The following is a 16705-nucleotide window of genomic DNA, read 5'->3' on the forward strand; positions in this document are numbered from 1 at the left end:
GGAAGTTTGAGGGGTTATTGCAAAGGTCTCAACCTGACTTGTTTTTCTTCTCACGAATAAACATGTTAAACCTCGCGGGTCACCCAAAAACACCACGATTTTAACCTAAGTCATTGATTTATATAAGAACTGTTGGGTGACCCAAGAAAAAGCGCTGAAGACAGGAGAACTAAAAACAAAACCTAGGGCTCTGTGCGTGATGACGGCAGAGCTTTTTTTGTGAGCGAAGGTTAGTCTGGTATGGAAATTTGGACACTTCTTCAGTTTATCAGCGTTGATAAGAAAATAGATCTCTCGGAAAACGAACATAACGAGAAAGTTTTTTAATTATCAAATATTGATTTTTTAATTTCTTCGCCAGGACGTTGATGATAGGTGTCGTCATGGATAGTCCTGAAAACAAAGGTGCCATCATGTGTTGTGGAGATCCGCATGATTAGGTAATCAAAATCCAGGCAGTTCTCTTTGCTCGTAATGGCTTTGAAGCAGGATAGGTTGGCGGTACTGAAGAAATCATGTTCATCCGTTTCTCTAAATCCCTTCGTGGCATCCCAGATAAAAATTTGCATTCGCTCATTTTTGGGGATACCGTAGGAATCCGCTAGTAGTTGGCGATGTTCAATCCACCAACCAATGAGACCTTGGCTCGTTTTAGGTGGGTTTGTTAAGAAGATGTAGTCCGCTCCTGAGGCCTTTGAAACAAGGCGAGTTGCGTCCGCTAGGATGTTGGTTTGGCGTTCATTGAAGAAGGTTTTATTGAGGTAGCTATAACTAAACGAGACAACGGCCAGTAGCAATAGAAAGATAAACACACGAAAACCTATTGTTTTGGTGATTGATGTAGGTTGGTGTTTGGGCGTTGTCACTGTTGTTCTCCTTGTGGTTTTTCGTAATAATCAGTGCAGTTGTTTCATTGGTATAGTAAAAGGGGAGTGGCTAATCGTCTTAGTTGCGTTGTCCCTCAATTCTTATCTTTGCTTTCATGTTAGTAAAGAAAGGTTTAAAGCAAAATGGTTTAAATTTGTCGTAACGCTGCAGTACAAACCAGATGGGGAATATTCGTAAACGTTTAAAACGAGGGTTTAAAATATCCTCTTGATCTAGGCCAAAATGATCTTGTCCTTGATAATACACATCGACACCGAAACGATTGCCTTGAACTTTAAACGAGGCGGGATTGATTCGAATACTAATGGCATATACATCATGCACTGAGATTCGCATGCCGTTGAAATTGTCTGTGGTTCGATTGAATTTTGGGAGTATAGATTCAGCTATTGAGTTTAAAAAAGCTGAGTTTGGTTTTATTATTTCATTGAGTAGTAGCTGTTTTTTATTCCAATCAACAAATTCTGAGAGAGAGTTCGCTAACATTCTTTTTGAGGCATTAATTTTAGAGTCATTATTGATTTGCCTTTCGAATGCGAGATCCAACATTGGATCAAAATAGGGCGTCCCCTGACCATATTGCATATGTCGGACTAATCGCTCGATGAGAGGTGCGTAGGTGCCTGAACCAATCCCATTAAAAGCCCGAGTTAGTGTTATAAACTCATTAAACATGAGCTTAGCACATTCTTTATAAGTGATATCGGTGGAGTATTGTCCTATTTTTTCTAAGAGATGTAGGCTGGGGGTGGTGATAATACCTGTAGGTTTCTTCTTTACTAGTTTATAGGGATCAACATAATTTGATACGTTGCGCAGACCGAATTTTTTTTGTAGCAAATCAGCTGATATATCGCCAAATTGCATATCGTCATGAGCAAAGTCGTTAAATGGTCTTTGAGTTTTAAAGATTAGCGGATAGCTAGAAAAACTGTTCATATGAGCCGTTGATTGATGGAGTCGTTATTTTAATTAGTAAAGGTCACCATAATGTAACTGGATAATATGACGACGTTATTAAACGACCTATCGTTGGCCATTGACTTGGATTGAACGGCTTATTGTCTGGGAGAAGGGAGCCGGATGAGTTTCTCTAAGCTGAGTGCCAGAGTTTTTAAATAGTGTTATGAGCTAAGACTGTGGTTATCAGCTTAAACTTCCCCACGAGAATCTTGGCTCTTGTGGGGAAGGAGGTCAAATCAATGTTAAAGCTATTAGCTTAATTTTTGCTTCAGAATCTCATTAACTTGTGCCGGATTGGCCTTACCCTTAGCTTCGCGCATGACGCGACCGACTAGTGAGTTGAAGGCTTTGTCTTTGCCTGAGCGGTATTCTTCAACAATATCGGCATTAGCGGCTAGGACGGTATCAACTAAGGCTTCAATGGCACCACTGTCGCTAATTTGCTTAAGCCCTTTGGCTTCAATGATTTTATCAACATCAGCCTCATGCTCACCTGCCCATAGCGCTTGAAATACATCGCGTGCGGCTTTATGAGAAATCGTGCCGTCACTGATGCGAGTAACGAGCTTGGCAAGCGCAGTTGGGGTCACTGGAATCTCAGCCATTTCCAAGCCGGAGCTATTGAGCGTGGCGTTAACATCACCCATAATCCAGTTAGCGATGGTTTTAGCTTGTTTTTGACCAGCTTCAGCTAAGACTGCTTCAAAATAATCAGCGGTCTCACGATTGACCGTCATTTGCGCCGCATCATAGGCTGATAGCCCTAATTCGGATTCATAGCGCTGGCGACAAGCTGCCGGTAATTCAGGCAAAGCCGCACGAACTTCTTCAATCCACTCCTTACTCACAATGAGAGGGGGTAAATCGGGGCAAGGGAAGTAGCGGTAGTCTTGCGCATCTTCTTTGCTACGCATACTGCGCGTTTCGTCATTGACATCGTCGTAGAGACGGGTTTCCTGAACGATTTTGCCGCCGTCTTCGAGCACCTCGATTTGGCGCTGCGCCTCATAGGCAATGGCGCGCTCTAAAAAGCGGAAGGAGTTGACGTTTTTGATTTCGGTACGTGTACCGAGCTCCTTTTGTCCCATGGGGCGTACGGAAACGTTGGCATCGCAGCGGAAATTACCCTCTTGCAGATTACCGTCACACACGCCAAGCCACACCACTAAACTATGTAAAGCACGTGCATAGGCGACAGCTTCAGCAGCTGAGCGTAAATCAGGCTCGGTAACAATCTCTAATAGCGGTGTGCCAGTACGGTTTAAGTCAATCCCCGTGGCCGGACGACCGTCCTCAAAGTGGTAGTTTTCGTGTAATGATTTGCCCGCATCTTCCTCTAGGTGAGCACGCGTTAAATTTAATGTTTTTAATTCATCGCCCACCATAAAGCTGATTTGACCACCACTGACAATTGGGTGTGCCAGTTGTGAGGTCTGATAGTTTTTAGGTAGATCAGGGTAGAAATAATGCTTGCGCTCAAATTGCGAAAATTCGGCCACCTTGGCATTAATCGCTAAGCCGAATTGAATGGCTTTATGGACGGCAGCACGGTTCATCACTGGTAGCGTGCCCGGGAGCGCTAAGTCATTGGCGCAGGTTAGCGTATTAGGTGCGGCACCAACAGCGGTACTGCTGCCGGAAAAGATTTTAGAAGCGGTCGAGAGCTGTACATGCGTCTCCAGACCGATAACAATTTCCCATTTCATTTTTTAAACTTCCGTCGGTTTACGTGTATGCCAGTCTGTGCTTTGTTGATAACGGTCAGCGATGGCCAACAATTGCCCCTCTTTAAAATAATTGCCAATCAGTTGTAAACCGATGGGCAAAGGCTTGGCATCGCTACTAAAACCGCATGGTAAAGACATGGCAGGCAGGCCTGCAAGATTGACGCTGAGGGTGAAAATATCACCTAGCCACTCTGCTTTGAGATCCTTATTGTCACCGATATTACGCGCTACATTAGGACTTACAGGGCCTACGATCACATCACATTGCTCGGCAAAGGCGCGTTTAAAGTCGTCAGCAATTAAGCGGCGTACACGTTGTGCTTTGACATAGAGCGCATCATAATAGCCCTCGGACAAGGCGTAGGTGCCCAGTAAAACTCGGCGACGTACTTCATGACCAAAGCCTTCGGCACGGGAGCGGGCAATCAATTGCTCAATATTGTCAGCTTCGGTGCTGCGATGCCCGAAACGAATGCCGTCAAAGCGGCTGAGATTAGAAGAAGCCTCTGCAGGCGATAAAATATAGTACGCTGGAATACATTCAGGTGTATGCGGTAGACTGATTTCCACAATCTCTGCGCCCAGATCCGCTAGTTGCTGAATGGCCGCCTTAACTGCTGTTGCAACCTCTGCATTTAGCTCATCACCTTGGTACTCGAGTGGTACGCCGACGCGTAAACCGCTGAGTGGCTTATCACCGGCGCTATCAAATTGACGGCGCTGATTATCGTATTGAGCCTGTACACGGCCAATCTCATTCTTATCCGCAAGGCAATAATTAACACTGTTAGAGTCGCGCGCATCATAGTGACAAATACGATCCAAGGCTGGTACGATGTCCTCAGCGCTACGAGCGATAATACCTGCTTGGTCCATGCTGGAGGCATAAGCGATAATACCCCAGCGCGAGATGGCGCCGTAGGTGGCTTTAAGACCGGTTACTCCGCAAAGCGCTGCCGGTTGGCGAATAGAACCACCGGTGTCGCTTGCCGTAGCGAAAGGAATAATGCCAGCAGCAACGGCAGCGGCCGAACCGCCCGATGAGCCGCCGGGAATTTTACTGTGGTCCCAAGGGTTTAAGCAGGCTCCGAAGTAGGAGGTCTCGTTGCTTGAGCCCATCGCAAACTCGTCAAGATTTAGCTTACCAATGTTGACTGTGCCGGCTTTGCGTAAATCCTCTACCACCGTCGCCTCAAAAGGGCTCAGATAGTTGGCGAGCATTTTACTGGCGGCTGTCGTTTTCCAGCCTTCGGTGACGAAATTATCCTTGTGAGCCATGGGGATACCGGTGAGGTAGTCACCTTGTCCCTGGGCTAATAAATCATCGGCAGCGGCCGCTTGGGCCAAACTTAATTCCTCATTTATCTCAATAAACGCATTTAATTGCTTTAAGCTCGAGGCCTTGTTAAGTGCCTCCTGAGCTAATTCCACCGCACTTACTTGCTTCTTGCTAAGTGCTTTATTTAAATCGGCAATGGTAGGAAATGACATAGCTAACTCAATTAATTATTCAATAACCTTGGGCACCAAAAAGACCCCGTCAGTTTGGGCCGGTGCATTACTCATCAGGGCGCTGCGATGGGCTACCGTATCAGCTTCGGTGACAATATCATCACGCAAAGGCAACTGCACCTCTGCCAACATGGCCAAAGGGTGAGTTAGGGGTGAAACACCCTCGGTGTCAATGCTTTTTAAGCTACTAAATAGCGTCAGTAGGGAGTTAAGGTCGCCTTCGTACTGCTGTAACTCCTCAGCTGAAAGCTCAATTGCCGCCAGTTGGGCAATGTGTTTAACATCTTGATTAGATAAGGACATGATTGTTTATCGATAGTGTTTTTGAGGGCTCGTCAGGAGGTATCCTGGGCCCCGGGATTATAGTGTTAAGGGTATTATTATAAGTTATCTAGGGCCTTGATGTGTTGAGAAGCTAGCTGATTGCGGCATTGCTTCTTGGTGCTTTGCGAGGATACGCCTAGCTTAAGCCATGAGCGTGATTTTCGTGTAGATAGCATCAATGATAGACGGCAGATTAAGCGGCTCATGCATCTGGAAATCATCGCTGAGATTAGCTGAGTAGGCTAGGCGCTCAGTCTAATGTTACATCTTCAGAATTGAGGCGTAATCCTATCGATTCGCTCTCATAATACGTTATCATATGTTAACTCTCAGATTAGTATGGGCAAATGGCTCGTATTGATGGGCAGGTTTTGACTTTAAGTCGTGCCTTTTATTCTGCTATTGCTACCTATAAAGGCATTTCTCGACGCACTAAACGCCTCTGTTTCACACCGTAGGCATGTTATTGTTTGTAATCGCAAAGACTCTTAATCATGTTTGGATTTCTCAGAAGTTATTTTTCAACGGATATGGCGATCGACCTCGGAACCGCCAATACTTTAATTTATGTACGGGGTAAGGGCATTGTCTTAGATGAGCCTTCGGTGGTGGCGATTCGTCACGAGGGTGGTCCCCACGGTCGTAAGATTATCCAGGCCGTCGGTCAGGCAGCTAAGCAGATGCTAGGCCGTGTTCCTGGCAATATTGAAGCCATTCGTCCGATGAAGGACGGTGTGATCGCCGATTTTACGGTGACTGAGCAGATGATTAAGCAGTTTATCCGTATGGTCAATCCGCGTAGCTTGATCTCTCCAAGCCCGCGCATTATTGTGTGCGTGCCTTGTGGTTCAACTCAAGTCGAACGTCGTGCTATCCGCGAGGCGGCCTTGGGTGCTGGTGCTAGTCAGGTGTATTTGATTGAAGAGCCCATGGCGGCAGCAATTGGTGCTGGGCTTAATGTCTCCGACGCCAGCGGTTCAATGGTAGTTGATATCGGGGGCGGCACCACTGAGGTTGCCGTGATTTCGCTAGGTGGTATGGTGTATAAGGGCTCCGTACGTGTCGGCGGTGATAAGTTTGACGAATCGATCATCAACTATATTCGTCGCAATAAAGGCATGCTGATTGGTGACCCGACAGCAGAACTGATTAAAAAAGAGATTGGTTCAGCTTTCCCCTCCACCGAAAATAAGGAGATTGAGGTCAAGGGTCGTAATATGACCGAGGGTGTTCCGCGCAGCTTTACCATCAGTTCCAAAGAGATTTTAGAGTCTTTAAGTGATCCTTTAAATCAGATTGTGTCAGCGGTCAAAATTGGTTTAGAGCAGACACCACCTGAGTTAGGTGCAGATATTACGGAAAAAGGCATTGCCTTAACCGGTGGGGGTGCCTTATTGCGCGACCTCGATCGTTTACTGCAAGAAGAGACAGGTATTCCAGTAGTGGTGGCCGAGGATCCACTGGCTTGTGTGGTTAATGGTTGCGGTGAGGCCTTAGAGCATTTAGAGCGTTTAGGCACTGTTTTTGTTAATGAGTAAGTGTTAGCCATCGCTCTTTTTTTCCGCTTTTACAATGTCGACTAAAAAGTCACCACATCTTTTTAGGCAGGGAATAGCTAGTGAGGTGAAGCTATTCTTTCTAGCCTTGCTATGTGTTGCTCTCATGATTGTTGATGCGAATTGGTCTGTTTTAGAACCCGTTCGACGCCTTTCTGCGACCTTAATTTATCCTTTTCAACGGGTGGCGATTTGGCCCAAGGATTTGGTTAGCAGCGTCTATGATTGGTCACGCTTTGTGACCCAGACCGAGGCGCAAATTCGCACAAGCGAAAGCGCTCGCATCGAAAATGCCCGCTTAAGTATGCGGGCGATGCAAATGGAGGCGGAAAATGTGCAGCTGCGCCGTCTTTTGGGGGTTAAGGCCTCAGTTGAAGTGCCTTCGGTGGCGGTGGAGGTATTGTATACACCAGCGCACCCCTTTAAGGAAACCATTATCTTAAATAAAGGCAGTCATGACGGGATTCAACCGGGTATGCCGGTGATTGCCGAGGGCGGTATTGTTGGTCAAATTCGTCGCGTCACTGCACAGACCTCGGAAGCGGCCTTGGTTACCGATGATAAGACCTCAGTACCGGCACTATTACAGAGAAATGGCATCCGAGTATTGGTGTTTGGAAGCGGTAGACCGGGACAGATTGAAGTGCGTTATTTATCGCTCGATGTTGATATCAAGGTGGGCGATGAGTTGGTCAGTAGCGGGATTGGTGGTTATTATCCCGCCGGGCTGATGATAGGACGTATTACCTCCATCGAAACGAATAGTGCCCAAGGTTTTGTGCGGGCCATTGCTGAGCCTAGTGCTCACCCAGACCGTCATCGTCATTTTTTGGTGTTATTACATACACCCCCTGATGAGGTGGATGAAGAAGCACTGTTCAAGGAGCAATAGCGATGGTACGTAGAGAAAATGAGCGCGAGCAGGGTCGTCGTAATTTAGAGAGTCTACGTCCTTTACGCGCCGTGCAGTATACCTTTTACGCTAATCCTTATTATGTGTGGATCAGTATTTTCTTTGCTGCAATGGCCTCGCTTCTGCCTTGGAGAAATTGGGAGGGCTCACCCGATTTACTGCTCGTGGTGTTAGCCTTTTGGGGGGCGCATAGTGCAGCTGGCGTAGGTTTGGTAGCGGCTTTTATCTTTGGTTATTTGCTGGACGTGCATGATACGACCATCTTAGGCAGTAGTGCATTGACCTATGTGTTTACCATGTATTGCGTGGTTAAAATCCGCAAAGTGATGATGAATTTTGACGTCATCGGTCAAATGGTTTATATGCTACCGGTTTTTTTATTGGTGCCGATGCCGCAGCATATGATTCATGCCTGGGCCGCTGGTACCTGGAGCGGTTGGGGCTGGATGTTGGGGGGCTTTCTTAATGTATTTTTGTGGCTCTGTGTACATCTGGTATTGAAGCTACCTTGGCAGCTAGCAAATGATGAAGATGCGGTAGTGTAGTGGGCTGAACGATGTTTGAACAAAGACGACGGATCAAAATCGAGCGTAGCAGAAATCGCTTGCGTATTGCGGTGGCGGCGGTTTTTGTGTTGGCTTGCTTTACGATTTTGATTTACCGTCTTTGGGTGTTGCAGGTAGAACGTTATCAGGGCTTTTCTGAACGGGCCGATAATAACCGTATCTCCTTGGTACCGATCACGCCCAAACGGGGTAATATCTATGATCGCAATGGCGAAATTCTGGCGCATAGCTATAGAGATTACACCCTTGAGGTGGTGCCCGGACAGGTGAAAAATATTGATGCGCTGATCGAGGAAGTGTCGAACATCATTCCCATCTCGGCCTTGGATATACGTCGCTTTAAGCAGCGGATGGAGGCCAATACCCGCTATACCTCAATTATTCTGCGCAGTAATTTGACGGATGAAGAGGCAGCCACCTTTGCAGTGCGCGCTTTTAAGTATCCGGGTGTTAGCATTCGCGCGCGTTGGGTGCGAGAGTATCCGCAGGGTGAGTCGGCTGCACATTTAATTGGCTATATTGGTCGTATTTCTGAAAAAGACCGTGAGCGCATTGAGGAGGCAGGCTTAATTGGTGATTATCGGGGCACCGATGTAATTGGTAAAAAAGGGCTTGAGCTCAGCTATGAAAAGCAGTTGCACGGTAAGCCCGGTTGGGAGCAAGTTGAAATTGCCGCCTCTGGCCGCCCGGTACGGGTGTTAGAGCGTAGTGATCCCATTCCCGGCGATAACCTCAGACTTTCCATTGATATGGGACTACAGCGCATGATTGAGGGGGTATTTAATGATGAAAAAAATCCTCAACGTGGTGCGGTGGTTGCGATTGATCCGAGAAATGGTCAGGTTTTAGCTTATGTATCGGCACCATCCTTTGATCCCAATTTATTTGTTGATGGGATTGATGTAGAGAATTGGCGTCGTTTATCGGATTCACCCGATCATCCTTTGATCGATCGACCGATTTACGGTACCTTTCCCATTGGTTCTACCTATAAGCCTTTTATTGCCTTGGCTGCTTTAACCCTCAATGCGCGCGATGCTAAAACCCGTATTCATGACCCCGGTTATTTTGAATTTGGCGGACAGCGTTTTAGAAACGCAGGTAGTGCGGTGTATGGTTCGTTGGATATGCACCGGGCCTTAGTGGTGTCCTCAGATACCTATTTCTTTGGCTTAGGGCCGATTTTGGGGGTCGATGCTATCCATGATTTTGCTATTCAGTTCGGCTTTGGTAAGCAAACCGGCATTGATTTGCCACATGAGAAAAAAGGTATTTTACCGTCACGCGCATGGAAGCAAAGTGCCTTTAAAAATCCGAAGCAACAAAGCTGGTTCCCGGGTGAGACGATTTCAGTGGCGGTAGGGCAGGGTTATAACTCCTTTACCATTATGCAATTAGCCCAAGCCACGGCGACCTTGGCTGCCAACGGTGTTTATACACGTCCGCATATTGTTAATTGGTTGGAAAATCCGAGTCAACGACGAGCTGAGCAGGTGGTGCGAGCGCCTGAATATAAAATCGATCTAAGGCAGGCAGATATTGATGTGATTAAAAGGGCTTTGGCGGAGGTGCCAACCCATGGTACGGCGCGCCGCGTGTTTCAACGCACAAATTATAAGTCGGCCGGTAAAACGGGTACTGCTCAGGTCTTCAGCTTACGTGGCTCCACTTATAACGCCCGTAATCTTAATAAGCGTTTACATGACCATGCGTTGTATATGGGCTACGCACCGGTTGAAAATCCCACCATTGCGGTGGCAGTGATCGTTGAAAATGGCGGCTGGGGCTCTACGGTCGCCGCGCCGATTGCCAGAAAGGTCTTTGATTATTGGTTAGCCGATGATGTACAGCATCGCAATCAACAAAGCTATGTGCCGAATTTCTTGGAGGAGGGCGATCTCTCCGAAAGTGTGTCACCCGATATCGAAATTCCTGCGGCACCGACGAATCTTGAAGAAGAGGATGAACAGCAGTCATTACCGGAGATTGTCGGTAATCCCACTACGAATCAGCAAACGCGTCGCCGTGCTTTGACGCCGGCTGAGGGAGGCGTTGGCGGATGATGACTAAGCTGATGAATCTAATACTGCGTTCTTTACGCAGTTTTGACTGGCCGCTACTGCTTATTTTATTGGCCTTTTTCGGTCTAAGTATGTTGGTGATGCATTCAGCAGTCGGTAGTACCGACTATCGTTTTGCGGGCCAGCTCAGAAACTTTGCCGTGGCCTTTTTTGCGATGTGGTTTATGGCCATGGTTAAGCCGCCTTTATTGATGCGTTTGGCCGTGCCAGTCTATGGCTTGGGGCTGTTGTTGCTGCTTGCGGTATTATTGTTTGGTACCACTCAAAAGGGGGCGACGCGTTGGCTGGATTTAGGGGTGCTTAGCTTACAACCCTCAGAGATAATGAAGCTTGCAATGCCGTTGATGTTGGCCTGGTATTTTGACCGTTATCGCAACAGTTTATCCTTAATGGATTTTATGGTGGCGACGCTGCTTTTATTAGTGCCATTTGCTTTGATTATTAAGCAGCCAGATTTAGGTACGGCCTTATTGGTCTTTGCTAGCGGTTTTTTTGTGATTTATTTTGCCGGTCTTTCATTTAAATTGATTTTGCCGGTGTTTGTGATTGGCGTGACCGCTTTGACCCTGATTATCACATTTCAAGAAACACTTTGTCAGCCGGAGTTTGACTGGGTGGTTTTACGTGAGTATCAAAAGCATCGCGTCTGCACCTTGATGGATCCAGCTAAAGACCCCTTGGGCAAGGGCTTCCACACGATTCAAGCGATGATCGCGATTGGCTCCGGTGGGGTTTATGGTAAAGGCTATATGCAAGGTACGCAAACCCATTTGGATTTTATTCCTGAGCGTACCACGGACTTTATTTTTGCGGTCTATGCTGAGGAATTTGGTTTATATGGCTGTATTTTATTATTGGCGCTATATACCATCTTGCTGTTGCGCGGCTTTATCATTGCCTTAAAGGCCAAAACCCAGTTTGGACGTTTGTTGGCCGGTGCCATTACCATGACATTTTTTGTCTATATTTTTGTCAATATGGGCATGGTCATGGGGATTTTGCCGGTGGTGGGCGTGCCCTTACCTTTTATGAGCTATGGTGGTACCGCTTTGGTGACCTTGGGGCTGGCTTGCGGTATGTTAATGAGTATTGCGAATTATGTACCGAGTAGCGAGGATAAACGCGAATATCTAGAGCGCTAGCTTGCGCTGTCACTCAGCTCACTTAGGGTGTCTAATAAGCTGCTCACCGGCTTGGGTAAAGGCAGTGTTTGCCATTGATTGAGAGGGTAAAATTGGCGCTCAGCTTCAAAGCTTTGTCGTTGATTGACTTCCTTAATCCTAACTAAATACGCTTGAATATGCAGCTTAAAATGACTAAAAATATGCTCAAAAGCAGCTAGTTTAATTAGCTCTTTTTTGCTTGTTGGGGCTAAACCGCGATGTTGTAAATAATGCAGCAGTGTTTCTTCGTCAGCAAACTCGGGTAATGATAACAGCCCACCCCAAATGCCTGCTTGCGGTCGTTGCTCTAATAGTATCTGCCCCTCATGCACTAACATTAACATGACCGTATGGCGTGTGGGCGTAGACTTCTTAGCCTTGGGTGTCGGTAGTTGCTGTTGCATATGATGCATTTTGGCATAGCAGTCTGCAGCCAGTGGGCAACGCTCACACTGAGGCTTTGAGCGAGTGCAGATCAAGGATCCAAAGTCCATCAGGGCTTGCGTGTAGCAAGCCATATCAAGCGTGTGCTGGTTTTGCTTAAGCGCCGTTTGTAGTGTTGCTTCTGCTTGAGCCCATAACTGCTTTTCCACGGCAGCGCTAGTGGTGGGACCGATGATGCCAAAGTAGCGGGTAAATAGCCGTTTAACATTGCCATCCATAATGGGCGTAGGGGCGTTATAGCAAAAGGCCATGATGGCATGGGCGGTGGAGCGACCGATGCCCGGTAGCGCCATGATTTGTTCCGGTGTCTGTGGAAATACGCCCTGATACTCCGCCACCACGATCTGGGCGCAACGATATAGATTACGTGCTCGTGCATAGTAACCCAGTCCAGCCCAATAGCTTAAGACCTCGCTTTGTTCGGCAGCGGCAAGACTAAAAATATCAGGAAAGCGCTCTAGAAAGCGTTGATAGTAATCAATCACTGTCGTGACCTGCGTTTGCTGCAGCATAATTTCAGAAAGCCAGACTTTGTAGGGGTCCTGGCTTTGCCACGGTAAATTATGACGACCATGTGCTTGTTGCCAAGCACATAGCGTATGCACAAAACTAGTCATTAATAATTAAAACTTGCTGTGGCGAGTGACTGACCAACGCGCCGCAACCGCAGCGACGATCATGGCTAACACAATGCTAAAAATCAGCCAAAAAGTCTCTGGGAGTTGAACCATAAAGGGCTGATCATAGGTCTGACTAATTACTTCTTGAATCGAGTTATTGAGCAGCATCAGCGCAAAACTGCTTAATAAAATAGCCACGATCCCAGCCACAAAGCCGACCACCGCCCCAAAGTATAAAAAAGGACGACGGACAAAGCTCTCGGTAGCGCCAACAAGACGGGCAACGGAGATCTCATCCCGTTGAACCAAGGCCTGCATCCGTACCGTATTAAAGACGGTAGCAATAACGACCACGGAGACCCCGATAGCCAATAATACTAAGACGACCTTAATAAAGGTCATGATGGCCTGTAATTTTTGTACCCATTCGCTATCGAATTGCACAAGATCAACCTCATCGTATCCTGCAAACTCATCGGCTAATGCCAATACCCGTTCGGAATTCACAAAGTCCTGACCGGAATTGCTGAGGGTCACGATAATGGCGTGGGGTAGGGGGTTTTTAGGGAGCACACTGAGTGACTCGGACCAAGCCGGAGTGTTTTTTAAATCCTCTAAGGCCTTATTCTTATCAACCACCTCAATCATTTGGATCAGATCTGAACTATCTGCACGGATGCGTTGAGATAGCTCATTCGTCTCGTCTAGACTGAGCGTGTCCTTCATAAAGAGCGTGATGGCTGGATTAACCGACACCGTGCGCGTGACCGGTTCCAGAGAGACCAGCAAGGAGGCGGCAATCAAGGGTAGGGATAGCACAAAGGCAATCACTAAGATATTGGCCAAGGAAGAAAAAGGCGTTTGGATAATACGACGTAGCGCCACCTTAAGGGCATAGCCGTGTTGTCTAAGCCAACTACGCATAATGTACCCCCAAATCAACAAAGCGACCCGGTTCAACTAACAGTGTGCGGTTAGCGTGTTGCTGTAATAAAGGCTTATCGTGGGAGGCAATGAGGGTAGTCACACCGACTTGATTAAAGTCCTTAAACACATCCAGAATTAAGCGTGCGTTTTCTTGATCTAAGTTAGCCGTAGGCTCATCAGCAATCAAAATGGCCGGACGATTAACAATGGCACGGGCAATGGCTAAGCGTTGCTGCTCACCGCCTGATAGCTCAATTGGATTCATACGCTCCTTGCCACCTAAACCGACCTTGTAAATGGCAGCACGTGCTCGGGCCTCGGCGCTTTGCGTGCTGTGTCCCATCACCGCCATCGGCAGCATCACATTTGCCAAGGCACTACGATCGTAGAGTAGGTGAGTATCTTGCAAAATAATCCCGACTCGACGACGTAAAAAGGGTCGTTCACGGGACTGCATCTTGTCAAGGCGCTGACCCTTGATAGAGATCATGCCGCGGCTAGGCTTCTCTAAGCCGCCGATAAGCTTCAATAGCGTGGACTTACCTGCACCTGAAGGTCCGGAGACAAAAATAAACTCACCGGCATTAATTTTAAAATTAAGATCGGCGAGGATATTCGGTCCCTGTCCATAGGATTTGAAAACATGTTGGAATTCAATCATTGCTGCCTGAGAAAAAGCTGTATAAAACTATTGATAGCATGATTTTAACAGTAAAGAGGGTTTTTTAGCGTAGCCCATGCCTTGCTTTCTGCTAAACTCTAAAATTACTTATGGTTATTTATAAAAGGAAATATGATGGGTAGTTATGTTTCTGATGTGACTCAGTTTATCAAGCAATACAAAAAGGATCACCCTGAGACCGAACAAAAGCAGCGTGAGGGTCGTCTACGCCTGTGGGATAAGGCCATCGATTTAGAACTACAGGAGCAGTATAAATCTGCTCGTGTCCCTCAAAAACCCTATGTCTACTACAATAAATAAGTCCTGTCGTTAGCGCATTAAGCTCATGCCTGTTGATGAGTCTCAACTAGCGCAGCTACATCTTCCTCAGCATGATAGTACACCGGATACGGTTGATCATGTGGCGCTTGCTCGTCTTTATGGTGAGCCTTTATTCAATGTGCCGCAGGATTTATATATCCCGCCTGATGCGCTACAGATCTTTTTAGAGGCCTTTGAGGGGCCGCTGGATCTTTTGCTTTATTTGATTCGTAAGCAAAATTTTAACGTACTCGATATTCCAATGGCTGAGCTCACGCGACAGTATCTAGGCTATGTACAGCAGATTCGTGAGCATAATCTGGAGCTGGCGGCAGAGTATTTGTTGATGGCAGCAATGCTGATTGAGATTAAGTCGCGCATGCTGTTGCCGGTTAAAAAGGCGGATTCAGATGAGGAAGTGGAGGATCCGCGCGCCGAGCTGGTACGACGCTTATTAGAGTACGAGAAGATGAAGTTGGCAGCACGTCATTTGGATGAGTTGCCCCAAATTGGTCGGGATTTTCAGCGAGCCAAAGTGCATAAGGACGTGGTTGTGGCACAGCTTTTACCCGAGGTTAGCGCTGAGGATCTGCGTGATGCTTGGGCAGAGATTATGCGTCGAGCCAGTTTAAATAAGCGTCACCATATTAGCCGTGAGCAGTTCTCGGTGCGTGAGCATATGGGTCATATCTTGCGCCGTTTGGGCGGGGTGCGCTTTATGGAGTTTAAGGAGCTTTTTATTGAGCGCATTGAGGCCGGAGAAGCGGCGGCGGTGGTAGTTGTTCATTTTTTAGCATTATTAGAGTTGGCTCGCGAAAGCTTGGTAGAAATTACGCAAGTCGAGCCCTATGCCCCGATTTATGTTCGTCTCGCTTATATCAGCGTGACGGAGGTCATGGAGAATTAATTTGAAGGTTGTTCGCACTATTGAGGAACTAAGGCAGCAATTAAGCGGCCAATTGCGTACGGCTTATGTGCCGACCATGGGTAATTTGCACGAGGGGCATTTATCCCTGATGCGCATGGCGCGTCAATATGGTGATCCAGTGGTTGCCAGTATTTTCGTGAATCCCTTGCAATTCGGTCCTAATGAGGACTTCGATAAGTATCCGCGCACGCTTGAACAGGATATTGAAAAGTTAGAGGCCTTGCGCGATGTATACGTGCTGTTTGCGCCGACTCTCGATGAGATTTACCCAGAGCCACAGAGTTTTAGTGTACAAACACCAGATAATTTAGGGCATATTTTGGAAGGTGAGTCGCGCCCCGGCTTCTTTGAGGGAGTGTCGACCGTCTTAATGAAGTTTTTTTCCTGTGTGCAACCTAAAGTCGCTGTTTTTGGGAAAAAAGACTATCAGCAGCTGATGGTGGTGCGCCAAATGTGTCGTCAGTTTCAACTGCCAGTTGAGATTGTGGCTCATGAAACGGTGCGTGATGAGCATGGTTTAGCCCTGTCCTCCAGAAATCGTTATTTATCGGATGCGGAAAAAGCAGAGGCGATTCAGCTCTATCAAACACTCAAGCAAATGGAGGCTCGTTTAGCCGCTGGTGTGCTTGAAACTGAGCAAATCGAGCGTGAGGCCTGTGCCTATTTGAGTGAGCGTGGCTGGGTCGTAGACTATTTGAGCGTACGCCGTCAGCGTGACTTATGGCAACCCACCCCCGAAGAGCTCGCCAACAAGGAACCTTTAGTGGTGCTAGGTGCCGCTAAATTGGGTTCGACTCGATTAATTGATAACTTAGAAGTTAACTATTAAGAGGATGTATTGCCAATGAATTCATTATTGACTTATCCAAATATTCTTTGGGTTGCCTTGGTTCTGGTGGCTTTTTTGATCATTATTCACTTAGTGACGATGAAGATGCTGGCCAATCATTTTCGCAAAAAATACCCCGAAGCTTTTGATAACGATGGTAAGTTAAAAAAAGCGCAAGAGCAGGTGGCAGCAGTTGGTCCCGCAGCCGCAGTCAAATTGGCATCGGCAGAGGGTGAGAAAGCGGTAGCTGACAGTGCTACTGAACAGAAGTAGTTGTAGGAT

General features: G+C 47.1%; 17 protein-coding genes. 9 read left to right on the forward strand and 8 right to left on the reverse strand.

What is annotated here, in order from left to right:
- Positions 1–323 precede the first annotated feature (323 nt).
- The 5 genes from HMPREF3144_RS02495 to gatC all read right to left on the reverse strand — a co-directional run bounded on the left by HMPREF3144_RS02495 (position 324) and on the right by gatC (position 5393).
- The gene (locus HMPREF3144_RS02495) at positions 324–866 is read right to left on the reverse strand and encodes a DUF943 family protein (protein WP_018027068.1); all 543 of its coding nucleotides are present in this window, start codon (positions 864–866) and stop codon (positions 324–326) included.
- A 79-nt stretch (positions 867–945) separates the two neighbouring features.
- Positions 946–1827 (reverse strand): DUF3289 family protein, encoded by an 882-nt coding sequence (locus tag HMPREF3144_RS02500; protein WP_018027067.1) that lies wholly within the window; start codon positions 1825–1827, stop codon positions 946–948.
- A 275-nt stretch (positions 1828–2102) separates the two neighbouring features.
- Positions 2103–3557, reverse strand: a complete 1455-nt coding sequence (gene gatB, locus HMPREF3144_RS02505; protein WP_070476230.1) for an Asp-tRNA(Asn)/Glu-tRNA(Gln) amidotransferase subunit GatB — start codon at positions 3555–3557, stop codon at positions 2103–2105.
- 3 nt (positions 3558–3560) lie between these two features.
- Positions 3561–5069 (reverse strand): Asp-tRNA(Asn)/Glu-tRNA(Gln) amidotransferase subunit GatA, encoded by a 1509-nt coding sequence (gatA, locus tag HMPREF3144_RS02510; protein WP_040614236.1) that lies wholly within the window; start codon positions 5067–5069, stop codon positions 3561–3563.
- Between the two features lie 15 nt (positions 5070–5084).
- Complete coding sequence (gene gatC / locus HMPREF3144_RS02515) at positions 5085–5393, reverse strand: Asp-tRNA(Asn)/Glu-tRNA(Gln) amidotransferase subunit GatC (protein WP_036558796.1); 309 nt, start codon at positions 5391–5393, stop codon at positions 5085–5087.
- Positions 5394–5908: 515 nt separating this feature from the next.
- On the opposite strand from gatC, the gene HMPREF3144_RS02520 reads away from it, so the two are divergent.
- From HMPREF3144_RS02520 to rodA, 5 genes are read left to right on the forward strand one after another with little or no spacing between them, the layout of a single operon-like run.
- Positions 5909–6952, forward strand: coding sequence for a rod shape-determining protein (locus HMPREF3144_RS02520; protein ID WP_026156915.1), 1044 nt, complete (start codon positions 5909–5911; stop codon positions 6950–6952).
- 34 nt (positions 6953–6986) lie between these two features.
- Complete coding sequence (mreC, locus tag HMPREF3144_RS02525) at positions 6987–7862, forward strand: rod shape-determining protein MreC (RefSeq protein WP_040614232.1); 876 nt, start codon at positions 6987–6989, stop codon at positions 7860–7862.
- Between the two features lie 2 nt (positions 7863–7864).
- On the forward strand, positions 7865–8428 hold the full coding sequence (mreD, locus tag HMPREF3144_RS02530) for a rod shape-determining protein MreD (protein WP_018027061.1): 564 nt from the start codon (positions 7865–7867) through the stop codon (positions 8426–8428).
- 11 nt (positions 8429–8439) lie between these two features.
- Positions 8440–10512: a penicillin-binding protein 2 gene (gene mrdA / locus HMPREF3144_RS02535; protein WP_070476232.1), complete on the forward strand. Its 2073-nt coding sequence runs from the start codon at positions 8440–8442 to the stop codon at positions 10510–10512.
- Entirely contained in the window at positions 10512–11672 is a 1161-nt protein-coding gene (gene rodA, locus HMPREF3144_RS02540) for a rod shape-determining protein RodA (protein ID WP_026156914.1), read from the forward strand. The genes mrdA and rodA overlap by 1 nt, the downstream gene beginning before the upstream one ends.
- On the opposite strand, the gene mutY is transcribed toward rodA, so the two are convergent.
- The 3 genes from mutY to HMPREF3144_RS02555 are packed head-to-tail and all read right to left on the reverse strand — an operon-like array spanning position 11669 to position 14345.
- Positions 11669–12754, reverse strand: coding sequence for an A/G-specific adenine glycosylase (gene mutY, locus HMPREF3144_RS02545; protein ID WP_070476234.1), 1086 nt, complete (start codon positions 12752–12754; stop codon positions 11669–11671). The two genes, rodA and mutY, sit on opposite strands and share 4 nt — an antisense overlap.
- 6 nt (positions 12755–12760) lie before the next feature.
- Positions 12761–13681 carry a cell division protein FtsX gene (locus HMPREF3144_RS02550; protein ID WP_048767109.1) on the reverse strand — a complete coding sequence of 307 codons (921 nt, stop codon included), beginning with the start codon at positions 13679–13681 and terminating at the stop codon, positions 12761–12763.
- Positions 13674–14345, reverse strand: a complete 672-nt coding sequence (locus tag HMPREF3144_RS02555) for a cell division ATP-binding protein FtsE (protein ID WP_018027056.1) — start codon at positions 14343–14345, stop codon at positions 13674–13676. The genes HMPREF3144_RS02550 and HMPREF3144_RS02555 overlap by 8 nt, the downstream gene beginning before the upstream one ends.
- A gap of 132 nt (positions 14346–14477) precedes the next feature.
- Between HMPREF3144_RS02555 and HMPREF3144_RS02560 the strand changes: the two genes are divergently transcribed.
- Genes HMPREF3144_RS02560 through HMPREF3144_RS02575 form a run of 4 tightly spaced genes read left to right on the forward strand, consistent with a single transcriptional unit; the run spans position 14478 to position 16696 of the window.
- Positions 14478–14666, forward strand: coding sequence for a DUF3460 family protein (locus tag HMPREF3144_RS02560; RefSeq protein WP_026156913.1), 189 nt, complete (start codon positions 14478–14480; stop codon positions 14664–14666).
- 25 nt (positions 14667–14691) lie between these two features.
- Positions 14692–15573: a segregation and condensation protein A gene (locus HMPREF3144_RS02565; protein WP_018027054.1), complete on the forward strand. Its 882-nt coding sequence runs from the start codon at positions 14692–14694 to the stop codon at positions 15571–15573.
- Between the two features lies 1 nt (position 15574).
- The gene (gene panC, locus HMPREF3144_RS02570; RefSeq protein ID WP_018027053.1) at positions 15575–16423 is read left to right on the forward strand and encodes a pantoate--beta-alanine ligase; all 849 of its coding nucleotides are present in this window, start codon (positions 15575–15577) and stop codon (positions 16421–16423) included.
- A 15-nt stretch (positions 16424–16438) separates the two neighbouring features.
- On the forward strand, positions 16439–16696 hold the full coding sequence (locus HMPREF3144_RS02575; RefSeq protein WP_070476238.1) for a hypothetical protein: 258 nt from the start codon (positions 16439–16441) through the stop codon (positions 16694–16696).
- Positions 16697–16705 lie beyond the last annotated feature (9 nt).

It is taken from the genome of Oligella sp. HMSC05A10 (assembly GCF_001808335.1).
Lineage (GTDB): Bacteria > Pseudomonadota > Gammaproteobacteria > Burkholderiales > Burkholderiaceae_B > Oligella > Oligella urethralis.